The sequence below is a fragment of the Bradyrhizobium centrolobii genome, assembly GCF_001641635.1.
Taxonomy (GTDB): Bacteria; Pseudomonadota; Alphaproteobacteria; order Rhizobiales; family Xanthobacteraceae; genus Bradyrhizobium; species Bradyrhizobium centrolobii.
This window is the reverse complement of the sequence record NZ_LUUB01000120.1, coordinates 40186-52542: the sequence shown is the minus strand read 5'-3', so window position 1 is coordinate 52542 and position 12357 is coordinate 40186. Positions and strand designations below refer to the sequence as shown.

10 protein-coding genes are annotated in these 12357 nt (G+C 63.5%); 3 read left to right on the top strand and 7 right to left on the bottom strand.

Annotated elements, in window-relative coordinates; translation table 11 throughout:
- Positions 1 to 118 precede the first annotated feature (118 nt).
- Positions 119 to 1438: an MFS transporter gene (locus AYJ54_RS42445; protein ID WP_063708430.1), complete on the top strand. Its 1320-nt coding sequence runs from the start codon at positions 119 to 121 to the stop codon at positions 1436 to 1438.
- A gap of 21 nt (positions 1439 to 1459) precedes the next feature.
- The gene (acnA, locus tag AYJ54_RS42440; protein ID WP_063708429.1) at positions 1460 to 4066 is read left to right on the top strand and encodes an aconitate hydratase AcnA; all 2607 of its coding nucleotides are present in this window, start codon (positions 1460 to 1462) and stop codon (positions 4064 to 4066) included.
- Between the two features lie 485 nt (positions 4067 to 4551).
- Here acnA and chcB2 read toward each other — a convergent pair whose 3' ends face one another.
- The 5 genes from chcB2 to AYJ54_RS42415 form a co-directional block, all read right to left on the bottom strand.
- Positions 4552 to 5295 (bottom strand): cis-4-hydroxycyclohexanecarboxylate dehydrogenase, encoded by a 744-nt coding sequence (chcB2, locus tag AYJ54_RS42435; protein WP_063708428.1) that lies wholly within the window; start codon positions 5293 to 5295, stop codon positions 4552 to 4554.
- Positions 5296 to 5337: 42 nt separating this feature from the next.
- Positions 5338 to 6132 (bottom strand): SDR family NAD(P)-dependent oxidoreductase, encoded by a 795-nt coding sequence (locus tag AYJ54_RS42430; protein ID WP_063708427.1) that lies wholly within the window; start codon positions 6130 to 6132, stop codon positions 5338 to 5340.
- Positions 6133 to 6168: 36 nt separating this feature from the next.
- Complete coding sequence (locus tag AYJ54_RS42425; protein ID WP_063708426.1) at positions 6169 to 6507, bottom strand: NIPSNAP family protein; 339 nt, start codon at positions 6505 to 6507, stop codon at positions 6169 to 6171.
- Between the two features lie 27 nt (positions 6508 to 6534).
- Complete coding sequence (locus tag AYJ54_RS42420) at positions 6535 to 7767, bottom strand: ABC transporter substrate-binding protein (RefSeq protein WP_063708425.1); 1233 nt, start codon at positions 7765 to 7767, stop codon at positions 6535 to 6537.
- Positions 7768 to 7831: 64 nt separating this feature from the next.
- Complete coding sequence (locus AYJ54_RS42415) at positions 7832 to 9535, bottom strand: FAD-dependent oxidoreductase (protein ID WP_063708518.1); 1704 nt, start codon at positions 9533 to 9535, stop codon at positions 7832 to 7834.
- A gap of 181 nt (positions 9536 to 9716) precedes the next feature.
- On the opposite strand from AYJ54_RS42415, the gene AYJ54_RS42410 reads away from it, so the two are divergent.
- Positions 9717 to 10646 (top strand): helix-turn-helix domain-containing protein, encoded by a 930-nt coding sequence (locus AYJ54_RS42410; RefSeq protein ID WP_063708424.1) that lies wholly within the window; start codon positions 9717 to 9719, stop codon positions 10644 to 10646.
- Here AYJ54_RS42410 and AYJ54_RS42405 read toward each other — a convergent pair.
- Positions 10630 to 11460 carry a sugar phosphate isomerase/epimerase family protein gene (locus tag AYJ54_RS42405; protein WP_063708423.1) on the bottom strand — a complete coding sequence of 277 codons (831 nt, stop codon included), beginning with the start codon at positions 11458 to 11460 and terminating at the stop codon, positions 10630 to 10632. The genes AYJ54_RS42410 and AYJ54_RS42405 overlap by 17 nt on opposite strands.
- Positions 11457 to 12350: an NAD-dependent epimerase/dehydratase family protein gene (locus AYJ54_RS42400; RefSeq protein WP_063708422.1), complete on the bottom strand. Its 894-nt coding sequence runs from the start codon at positions 12348 to 12350 to the stop codon at positions 11457 to 11459. The genes AYJ54_RS42405 and AYJ54_RS42400 overlap by 4 nt, the downstream gene beginning before the upstream one ends.
- Positions 12351 to 12357: the final 7 nt, after the last annotated feature.

Below are 12357 nucleotides of genomic sequence, written 5' to 3'. Positions count from 1 at the left end.
TGACATCAAACTTATTGCATTTTACTTTATAAAATGCATATATGCCTGCAAGGCGCCCGCCTGCGGGGAAGGTTGGCGTTGCCCGAAAGCCCCGAGGAAACGCAACCAGGCAACGCCCATGTCCGCCACCGCAGCGACCATCGAGCAATCCACCATGCGCAAGGTGTCCTGGCGCATCGTGCCCTATTGCTTCGGCCTTTACGTCATCTCCTATCTCGATCGCGCCAATATCGGCTACGCCGCGCTTCAGATGAACAAGGAGCTCGCGCTGTCGAGCGAGGCCTTCGGCTTTGCTGCCGGGATCTTCTTCATCGGCTATTTCCTGTTCGAGGTCCCAAGCAATGTCGCGCTCAACAAATACGGCGCACGGATCTGGATCTCGCGCATCCTAATCAGCTGGGGCGTCGTGGCGACCGCGAGCGCCTTCGTGCAGACCGCAATGCAGCTCTATATCCTGCGCTTCCTGCTCGGCGTCGCCGAAGCCGGCTTCTTTCCCGGCATCATCATCTATCTGACCTACTGGTTCCGCGCCAAGGAGCAGGCCACGACGGTGGCGCTGTTCACAGCGGCCATTCCCGTGTCCTATCTGATCGGCGCCCCCTTGAGCACCTGGATCATGGACCACGTCGCCGGCTTCGGCCTCAGCGGCTGGCGCTGGATGCTGCTGCTCGAAGGCGGTCCGGCCATCGTAGCCGGCATCGTCAATTATTTCATTATGACCGACCGCCCCGAGCAGGCGAAATGGCTCACGCAGCAAGAACGCGGCTGGCTCACCGAGGAGCTGCGCAAGGACCACGCCGGCCGGCGCAACGTGCAGCACCTCGGCGTCATCGCCGCGATCACGAACCCGAAAGTCCTGTTCCTGTCGCTGATCTATTTCATCTACCAAGTCGGCAATCTCGGGATCGGAATGTGGATGCCCCAGATCATCAAGGGCCTCTCCTCCTCGCTGACGAATTTCGAGATCGGCCTCGTCGCGATGCTTCCTTACGCGTTCGCCACACTGGTGATGGTGCTATGGTCGCGCAACTCCGACCGTACCGGCGAGCGGCAGAAGCATTCAGCCATCCCGCTGCTCTGGGGCGCCGTTGCGCTCGGGCTCACCGGCCTCATGGTGCAGCCGGCGATTGCGATGACGCTGATCTCGTTGTCGCTGGCCGGCATCTACGCTTTCAAATCGCCGTTCTGGTCGCTGCCCGGCCTGTTCCTGACGCGCTCGACCGCGGCGGTGTCGATTGCGGCCATCAACTCGATCGGCAATCTCGGCGGCTTCGCCGGCCCCTACGCAATCGGCGCCATCAAGGACTGGACCGGCAGCACCTATGGCGGCCTGCTGTTCCTCAGCGGATTGCTGTTCGCGGCATTCCTGATGACCTGGTTCGCCCGAATGGAGAACGCGGACGATGCGCAGACAGAGACCGCCGAGCAACACGCCTGATCGGGTAGGCAGGATCGAGAAATGACTGACTTCGCAACGCTTGCCAGCGGATCGCAGACCTATCGCATCGCCGACATCGCGGCCACGGCGGGCGATGACCTCCCTCGCCTACCCGTGATTCTTCGCATCCTGCTCGAAAACGTGCTGCGCATCGGCGGCACGGATCGCGACGCCTCGGTTGCGGCCATCCTCGGCTGGCTCGCCGATGGACGCAGTGACAGCGAAATCGCGTTCCAGCCTTCGCGCGTTCTCATGCACGACACGACCTGCGGCCCGGCGCTGGTCGATATCGCGGGCTTGCGCGCCTCGCTCGCTGAAGCCGGCGGCGATCCGAACCGCCTTAGTCCGGTCCTGCCGGTCGACGTCTCGACAGACCACTCGCTCGGCGTCGATGTGTTTGCGCAACCTGACGCGATGGCGCGCAACATGGCACATGAGCTCACGCGCAATGGCGAGCGCTACCGCTTCATGAAATGGGCGAGCCAGGCACTTGACGGTGTGCGCGTGCACCCGCCCGGCACCGGCATTATGCACACGCTGAATCTCGAGCGGCTTGCAAGCGTCGTGACCACGCTCGGCCGTGCCGGCGAGAATTGGGCCGCGCCCGACACCCTGATCGGCACGGACAGTCACACCCCCATGATCAACGGGATCGGCGTGCTCGCCTGGGGCGTCGGCGGGCTGGAAGCCGAAAGCGTGATGTTCGGCATGCCCGTGACACTGCGCGTGCCTGATGTCGTCGGCGTTCGCTTGACGGGGCGACTATGCGAGGGCGTGCTCGCAACCGATCTGGCGCTGACCGTCACCGAGCGCCTGCGCGGAATCGATCTCGCGGACCGCTTCGTTGAATTCTTCGGGCCAGGCGTGTCGTCGCTCTCGGCCGGCGATCGGGCCGTCGTCGCCAACATGACACCAGAGTTCGGCGCCAACTCCGGCTACTTCCCGATCGACAGCCGCACGCTCGACTATCTCGGAGAAACCGGCCGCTCGCGCGAGCAGATCGCGCTGGTCGAGGCCTATGCGCGGCGCCAGAAACTCTGGTTCGATCCGGCGGCTGAGCCGCGCTACACCGAGACCATCAGCATTGATCTCGATGCGGTCGAGGTCAGCCTCGCCGGCCCGCGCCGTCCGCAGGACCGGATTGCGGCCGGTAAGACCGCCGAGGCGCTATCGCTGCATCCTTCCGCTGCAAACGTCGAGACGGATCGCGCAAATCCGCCGGCCGACGGCGCAGTCGCGATCGCCGCGGTCACGAGCTGCACCAACACCTCCGACCCAAGGCTGCTGATCGCCGCGGGACTTCTTGCCCGCAAGGCGCGGCAGCTCGGCCTCAAGCCACCCACCTGGGTGAAGACCTCGCTCGCGCCAGGCTCGCCGACGGCGGAACGTTACCTGCGGCGCTCGGGCCTGCTCGACGATCTCGAGGCGCTCGGCTTCGGCATCGTCGGCTATGGCTGCACGACCTGTATCGGCAATTCCGGGCCGCTGGCGCCACGCATGGCCAGTGCACTTGCCGAGATGAAAATGGCACCCGTCGCCGTGCTCTCAGGCAATCGCAATTTCCCCGGCCGCGTGCATTCGCAGATCGAGCTTGCCTTTCTCGCCTCTCCACCGCTCGTCGTTGCCTTCGCACTTGCAGGCGACGTCGCGCGCGACATCCTGCGCGAGCCGATCGCGCGCAATGCAGCCGGCATCGAGGTGCACCTCGCCGATCTCTGGCCGACCGGCCGCGAGATCGATGCGGCCCTGGCGCTCGCGCGTAAGGCGAGCGATTACGGCCGTGCCTATGGTGCCGCCGAAGCAAGCACCGACTGGGCCGCGTTCGAGGCACCAAGCACGGCGCTGTTTCCCTGGGATGACGCCTCAACCTATATCCGTCGTCCGCCCTTTGCGAGTTTCGGCGAGGGCACGCGCCTAGGATGTTATGCCGCAACACCGTTACTGGTGCTCGGCGACGACATCACGACCGACCACATCTCGCCTGCGGGCGCGATTGCGGCCAATGGCGAAGCTGCGCGCTATCTTGTTGGGCATGGCGAGGATCCGCACGATCTCAACGTCTTCGCGTCCCGCCGTGGCAACTGGGAGGTGATGCTGCGCGGGCTCTTCACCAACAAAAGCGTGCGCAATTTGCTCGCGCCCGACCTGCCACCGGGCCACACCATCCTCGCAGGCTCTGGCGAACGGCTCTCACTGCGGCTTGCTGCTGCGCACTATGCGAAGCAGCAGCGCCCAGTCGTCATCTTGGCCGGCGAGCGCTATGGCATGGGCTCGTCACGCGACTGGGCGGCGAAGGGCGTTGCGCTGCTTGGTGCGCGCGCCGTGCTCGCGACGAGCTTCGAGCGGATCCACCGATCTAATTTGATCGGCATGGGCGTCCTTCCCTTACGGCTTCCGACTGATCGTCGGATTCCGACTCTCGGGCTGCTGTCGGACGACATTATCCATGTCACTGCTCCACCAGAGGCGATTGCACCACGCGCAGCAGTTGATATTCGCATTCTGCGCCATGATAGAGAACTCTGCGCATTTGAGGCGACCGCGGCAATCGAAACTAACCTGGAATGTGACACGCTACGAGCCGGCGGCATCTTGCCATTTATTCTCCAGCGCATGTTGTGCGGTTGAATCCACGCAAGACGGACGTACTCGGCAAAAGCGTTTCGAGAAGATTGAGGCCACTCCCGTAGCGCAGATACCGGAAGGCCAAGGCAACTTGCAAGCCTGGACGGTCACCTCGGTAGTCTGACCGCTGAACCAACCCCTTATGAGGAGGTCCGCGACTTCTTTCATTTCGTCGACAACTACATTCACGACCTCGATGTTTCAGCCGCGACGCTCACGCAAGACCTCGACATTCCCAACACCGACGCCAGCTTGGCACTCGCAAAATACTACGCGGCTCGGCGCGACATAAAGATTTGCAGAACGGATTCCCGGTGACATAGATTTTTCTTGATCTCCCGGTGCACACGTCGTGCACACGCTACCTTCTAACCAATTGAAAGATTTTAACTCTCGCTCCAATCCATCATGGACCAATTTGAGCCAATTTGGGCCAGCAAGAACCAGAGGGAGCAGACGTCGTCCATTCTGTGGCGCAAATGAACAAACTAGATCGCCGTGTAGCCCCCGTCGGCATTGATGCATGCACCGGTGATAATCGAAGCCTTATCACTTGCGAGAAAGGCAACGACCTCTGCGATCTCGTCGGGGCGGGCCAGTCTTCCGACCGGCTGACGCACCAGCATCGCTTCGCGGGTCGCCTCGGGAAGCTTGGCCAGGAGCGGCGTATCGACGTAGCCCGGCGAAACGCAATTGGCCCGGATGCCGCGTTGCGCGTAGGTCAGCGCGACGGAACGGGTGAGATTGACGACGGCAGCCTTCGCCGCCGAATAGGCATTGCTGTTCTCCTGGCCAACATGGGCGAGGATCGAGGCCATGTTAACGATCGCCCCACCGCCCGTTGCCAGCATCGCGCCGGCGGCGAACTTGTTGCAGAGCGCGACGCCGGTGAGATCGACATCGATCACGCGGCGCCAATCGGCAAGATCGAGCTCGTGGATCGGCGACTTGCGCTCGGGAATGCCGGCATTGGCGACGAGAATGTCGAGCCGGCCGAAGCGGGCCACTGCGACCTGCATCAGAGCTGCCACCTCGGCCTCATCGGTGACGTCGACTCGTTGAAATGCCGCCTCAAAGCCGCCGGCAGCAAGCTCGGCCGCAAGCTCCGCGCCGCTTTCGGCGAGATCGCCGATCACGATCTTCGCCCCCTCGACAACGAACAGGCGCGCGATCGCCGCGCCAATCCCGGAGGCGCCGCCGGTGACGACCGCAATCTTTCCTTCCAGCAGCATTGCACCGCTCCCTAGATTCGCAACCTTGCCTCTGCGCGAAATTCAGTTGTCCTCGAAGCCCGGACGCGGAACGATGCCCATGATGGTCCTGGTAAAGCCGCCATCAACGATGATCTCCTCACCGGTGACGTAGCTTGCTCGTTCGCTCGCAAGGAACACCACAGCATCGGCAATGTCGTCGGGCCGCCCGATCCGCCGCGCTGGCACGAGCCTTTGCCGCGCCGCCTCGACGCCCGGCGTCTGATAGATGGCTTCGGTCATTGGCGTGCGGATCATGCCCGGACTGACGACGTTGCTGCGCACGCCGCGCGGCCCCCATTCCGTTGCAAGTTGACGGGAGAGCATGACGACGCCCGCTTTGCTGACGCTGTAGGCGCCACTGTGACCCTGCGGAAACGAGGCCGCGATCGAGGCCACGTGAACGATGGCGCCCGCCTGCCGCGCCAGCATCGGTTCGCCAAACGCCCGTGCGCAACGCAGATAGCCGGTCAGATTGAGCGATAGAACTCTGTCCCAATCCGTCATGCTCACAGTATCGAGACCACCTGATAGCATCGTACCGGCATTGTTGACGAGAATGTCGGCAGGACCGACCTCGATCCTCACCTGCCCGGCGGCGCGCGCGACACCGTCATCGCTGTCGACATCGCACACGAAGAACTCTGCGCGTCCGCCAACCGCACGAATTTCCGCCGCTACAGATGCACCCGCCTCGTCGCGGTCGAGCACCACCACATTCGCGCCCACAGCCGCAAGGCTGAGCGCGATTCCCCGCCCGATGCCGGCACCGCCGCCCGTGACGACCGCGACCTTTGCGGTGAGATCGATCCATGTCATGCGAAGATCCTGGAGTTGAGAGAGGTCGCTTGCTCGTCAGGCGGGCACGCCGACGAGCGACGGCAGTTCAATCCTGCGGATCAGCCGGTTCTCCTGGGCGGTGATGAGATGTTCGGATGCCTTCAGATAGGCCGGCCAGTCCGGATCCTTGTCGCGCGCGGCATGACGGCGCTCGAACTCGCCCATGTCGGGGAAGCCCCAGAGATGCACGATCTGGTTCAACGGTCCGACCGCGCTCGTAAACATTCCGAGTGGCCGACCCAGATAGCGGAGCTGCACTGGCATCGCGAGCCGGTCGAACACATCGATGAACTCCGCCATCTTCCGCAGGCGGATGGTGTAGACGCGCAGGTCGACGATGGCCTGTTCGGTCATGAGATAATCTCCCTGGACCTGGTGCGCTTAGCTGCGCACCAGACCACAACTGCCTTCGTCGAGCGGCCGGAACGCTTCCGCTGCGCTCAGCGTCGAGACGAGCTTGTAGACGTCGCCGGTCAGCTTGCTCTCCTCGGGCTTCTTCACCTCGAACAGGTAGGCTGGGTGGATCTTGCGTCCGTCGGCACGGATCATACCCTGACCGAAACAATCATCCTCTGTCGGCATCTTCTTCATCAGCTCGACCACCTCACGCCCGTTCCGCTTGGCGCGATCGACGCCGAGCTCCTTGACCGCCTTGAGGTAATGCAGCACGCAGGCGTAGTCGCCCGCCTGACTCATGTTGGGATAGACATTGGCCGCAAGGCGCGGCTTCACCCGGTTCATGAAGGCGCGCGTTCGCTCGTTGAGGTCCCAGTAGAAGGTCTCGGTCAGCGAAAGGCCTTTTGCCGTTGGGAGGCCCATGCCGATAACGTCGGTGACATAGCCGACCAAGGCCGCCATGCGCGTGCCGCCACGGTCCAGGCCGAACTCCTGGGCCTGTTTCAGGCAGTTGATCAACTCGTTACCGGAATTTGCGAAAGCAATAACGTTCGCTCCGCTCGACTGCGCCTGGAGCAGGAACGAGGAGAAGTCCGAGGTTGAGCCGAAGGGGTAACGCACCGAACCGAGCACCTGACCGCCGGCCGCCTTGACGAATTTCGCAGCATCCGCCTCGGCGGCGTGCCCGAAGGCGTAGTCAGCGGTCAGAAAGAACCATTTGGCACCACCGGTGCGCACCAGCGAGGTCGCCGTCGAATGCGCAAGGCACCAGGAGTCCCACGACCAATGCACGAGGTTCGAGCTACAGCTCTTGCCGGTGAGGTCCGAAGAGCCCGCCGTGGTGATCAACGCGACCTTGTTCTTGTCCTCGATCAGGTATTTCGCGCCGAGCGCGATCGAGCTGTTGCCGACATTCTCGATGACGTCGACGCCGTCCTGATCGAACCATTTGCGGATGATCGCGAGCCCAACGTCAGCCTTGTTCTGATGATCGGCAACCAGGATCTCCACCTTGATGGATGGATTGGCATCCATGAATTCCGCCGCCGCCTGCTGCGCGCACGCGACGGTCGTCGGTCCCGACACGTCACGATAGATGCCCGACATATCGGTGATTACGCCAATCCGGATGGTCTTGTCAGACTGTGCCCGAGCGAGGTGCGGCGCCAGCGTTGCCGCAAGACCAGCACCAACGAAACTGCGACGCGTGATACTCATCTGGCTTCTCCCTCACCTGCCCCCGCGTTGCTGGGTGGGCTGTTGTTGATCCGAGTGAACGATCTCAGGCTTGCTGGCGCGCGAGATGGCGGCCGGTGATGTAGCCGAAGGTCATGATCGGCCCGAGCGTGATGCCGGCACCGGGATAGTTGCCGCCCATGATCGAAGCGCGATCATTGCCGACGGCGTACAGTCCCGGTATGGCGGCGCCGTCACGGAGCAGCACGCGGCCGACGACGTCGGTGGTCAATCCATCGAACGTGCCGAGGTCGCCCATGATGATCTTCAGCGCGTAATACGGCCCGCCTCCGATCGGAGCGACATTCGGATTTGGCTTGTGCTCGGCGTCCCCGAGGTAGCGGTTGAAGGCAGTGCTGCCGCGCTTGAACTCGCGGTCGATGCCGTGAACTGCGCTCTCATTGTACGCGCGCACCGTCTTCTCCAGGCCGTCGGCATCGATGCCGGATGCCCCGGCAAGCTCGCGCAGGGTTGCGCCGCGCTTCAGATAGCCGTTGCGCACGAAGATCCCGACCGGCACCGGCGCAGGCTTGGCGTAGCCGAGGCCGTACTTCCGGATCGTCGCGTGATCGCAGATCAACCACGCCGCCGTCTCCTTGCTGCCGGCGCCGTCGGCGATCATGGCCGCGCCGACGTCGTGATAGGATTCGGACTCGTTGGTGAAGCGGCGTCCTTGCCGATTGACCGCGACGACGCCGGGTTTGTAGCGATCGACGAGATGAGGAAAGACGCCGGTGCGTTCACCCAAACGAACACGCGACACCGGCATCCAGGCCGCCGCGTTGGTGAAGCGGATATCGCAGGTACCGCCGACCTGCTCTGCCATGCGAATGCCGTCACCCGTATTGGCCGCAGGCGTCGGCGACAGATGTTCCCCACCCCTCGCGAGGTGAGGATAGGCGCGGGCGATGCGCACGGCATCGTGCGGGAAGCCGCCGCTCGCCAGGACCACGGCACGGCGTGCCATGATCCGGTACTCGCCCTTTGCGTCGCTCACGACCGCTCCGGCAACAGTGCCGTTCCCGCCGATCAGCCGCTGCGCCGGTGTGTTCGTGAGCAGCGGAATCCGCAGGTCCAATGCGGTCTTCGCAAGACGCGCCACGAGCGCGTTGCCGCTCGTGATCTTGACGCCGCGACGATACAGCAGGAGGTCCTTGAGGTGGCTGGCAAGCCGCTTCGCGACATAGATCGCGGAGGTCAGCGACCTCGTCACGCGGAAGAAATGCTTCAGCTCGTCGTTGGACGAGTTGAACATCATCCCGATGAAGGTGATGGTCTCGAGCGGCGGCCGCAACCGCCTGATGTCCTCACCCAGCGCACGGGCATCGTAAGGCGCCGCCGTGACCGAGCGGCCGAGCTTCGCGCCGCCTTCGACATCCGGGTGATAGTCGGGATAGGCGGAGAGAATGAACTTCGCCTCGGTCTCCTTCTCGAAGAAGTCGAGCATTCGCGGACCGGCGTCGAGGAAGGCATCGATCGCGGCATCGTCGAAGTGATTGCCGGTCTCATGCTTGAGATAGGTGCGCGCGGCTTCTCGGCTGTCGGTCACGCCGGCATCGCGAGCATGCCGGTTGCCGGGGATCCAGAGCACGCCGCCGGAGAAGGCGGTCGTGCCGCCGAAATACTGATCCTTCTCGATGATGATCACATCGAGCCCGGCCTTCCGGGCGGTGATCGCGGTGGACAATCCGCCGGCGCCCGATCCCACGACCAGCACGTCGCACGACAGATCACGCTCCCGTTGCGGCATTTGCGTTCCCTCCGGCGGCATCCCCGACCGTTGCTTATTGCGAACGTGCCGATGCACCGGCTCTGAATAGGCGCGGCAGCATGCTCCGCCAATGGACGAAACTCCTTTCGTATTGTACTTTTCGTAAGTACGGCGCAGCGAACGGCAATCGCGGGGAGACGCCGCCGAGGGAACCGCCGGCATGATCCCGCACTATTTTCTCTACGATGAGGCCGCGCCGAAGGTCGAACCGTCATTCCTCCATATCGAGCCGATCCCGGTGCGCAGTGGCCGACACAATTGGACAATTCGGACGCATACACATCCCGACCATCACCAGATCCTTGTCATCAGCAAGGGCGGTGGCGCGATCGAGGTCGAGGGCGAGAGCTGGGAATTGGAGCCACCGGCATTGGTAGTCATTCCGGCGCTCACGATCCACGCCATTCGCTTCAAGCCCGGCACCGACGGCCATGTCATCACCGTGGCGCCGCCCTTCCTGCAATCCGCACTCGACGATGATCCCGAACTCGTCGACGGCTTTCACGTCCCGGCCCGCTTTCTTCGGCATCAGATCGGCGATGATATCGACCTCGTCGGCCTGTTCGCTTCGCTCGAACATGAATTCGTCTGGTCCGCACCAAGCCGGCGCGCCGCCATCAAGGCCTATCTGCAAGTGCTCGCGGTCGCAGTGCGCCGGCTGCTCGAGCAGGAGCGCGCCCGCCCGGTTGCCTTCGCGCGTGATGCGGATACGGTGATGCGCTTTCGCGAGTTGGTCGAGAAGCATTATCGCGACCACCGGCCGCTCGATGTCTACGCGCGCAAACTGGGCGTGACGACGGCGCGCCTCAATGCATGTTGCCGAGTCACGACCGGCAAGTCTTCGCTGGAGCTCATCAATGACCGGCTGCTCACCGAGGCCAAGCGCTACCTGCTCTATTCGGACATGACCGTGAACGAGATCGGGGCCGCGCTCGGCTACGAGGACCCGGCCTATTTCAACCGGTTCTTCTCGCGCAATGTCGGGATGCCACCCGGCCGCTTTCGTGAGAACCTGGTGCCAGCCGCGACCCGCGCCGCCCGCCACAGCATCTCCGCACCATCGACCGGAGCGGTCAAGAGCCGAGCGTAAAGGCCAGCCCCTGCTCTTTCAGACTGGCAGCGCCCGCGTCGAGATCGACCAGTGGCCGTTCCGACAGGATCTCGAGGACGATCTTGCCCCCGTAGCTCCGCTGCCTCAACAGCGCAGCAATGGCCGCAAAGTCGATCTCGCCGGTGCCGATCGGATCGTGCCGCCACTGCCCGTTCGGGCCGTCGGAGAGATGAACGATACCGAGGCGCGGCCACAGGCTCGTCAGACCCTCGACCGGATCTTCACCAATCGCAAATGCGTTGGCGACGTCATAGATCACCGGCATGTCGCCATAGCCTTCGGCATCGAGGAAACGGATGATATCGCTCGCGCTAGCCAGAAGCCCCTGCGGGTGGTTTTCGAGAATGATCGGAACGCCGGCGCGCTGTGCCTTGTCATGGATGCGGGCGAAGGCCGCACAAAAGCTCGTCATCAGGCGATCGTTCGCCTTTGCCAGCAACGCATGCCGCCGTCCGGAGCCGACACAGATCCAGCGCGCGCCAAGCTCGGCGGCGCGATCGATTGCAGACATATAGGCTTTGACGGCGAAATCGACCACATCGGCCGACGGGCTCGCAAGATTGATGTCGCTGCTGGCGAGATCGAGCGCCAGCAAGGACAAGCCGTAGCGCTCGATGAGCGCGCCGATCCGCCGCGTGCGTACGGCGTCCTGTCGCCAGGGATCGAAATGCGGCGGCGTCGCCATCAGTTGAACGGTGCGATAGCCAGCAGTGGCGAGTTGCTCGACGGCTTCCTCCGCGACGCAATCCCAGGCGAAGCCGAACGTATGAGCACCAAGCACCGGGATCGTCATGGCTTTTCCCGATAAAGCTCGATCGTGCGGCGAATGCCGTCCCGCAGTGACGTCGCAGGCAGGTGCGGAAACACGCGCCGCAGATCGCCCTCCCCGATGTCCTCGGCAAAAGGAAGCTCGGGTCCGTCGATGCCAATCTTCGCATCCGGGACCACGGTTCTCACGGCGGCAACGACGTCGTCGTTCGACACCACCTCGCCAGGCAGGTTGAAGACATGCGCGCCATCGGGTTCGCGCAGCAGCGCCGCCTCGTAGGCGGCGACCACATCGTCGACAAACACAAGGCCCGCGGTGCTGGAATATGGGATCACGTAGCTCTCTCCCCGCGCGGCCGCGCGACAGGCGAGCGAAGGCCCTGCGGTCGACCCGGTCTCGCGGCCAAAGCCATAGACGATGTAGGGCCGGAAACCGACGCTGGCGATGCCGTGATCCTCCCAATAGGCGCGCGCACTGCCCTCGCAAGCCAGCTTGAAGGTGCCGTAATGCGTGATCGGATGCGGCGTCGTGGCATCGTCAGGACCGTAGACGCCGGCGCTGCTCGTGAACACGATGCGCCGGATGCCCAGCGCCTGTGCCGCATTGAAGACATTCAGCGTTCCGACCAGATTGATCATCGCGCCGCGCGCGGGATCGGCCTTGCACGCCGGCGTCAGGACGCCGGCCAGATGAATGATTGCGTCGCAGCCCTCGGCAGCAGCGCGCACCGCGTTCGCATCGGCGATATCGCCGAGGCGCCAATCCACCGCCGCGGCGGCGCTCCCCACGATTTTATTGAATAGCGCCGTACACTCGACCGGCTCGAAGACGCGAAGCTGATGCCCACCATCGGCCAGACAACGCGCCAGCCATGCACCAATGAAGCCACCACCGCCCGTGATCAAAATCCGCATCGTACTC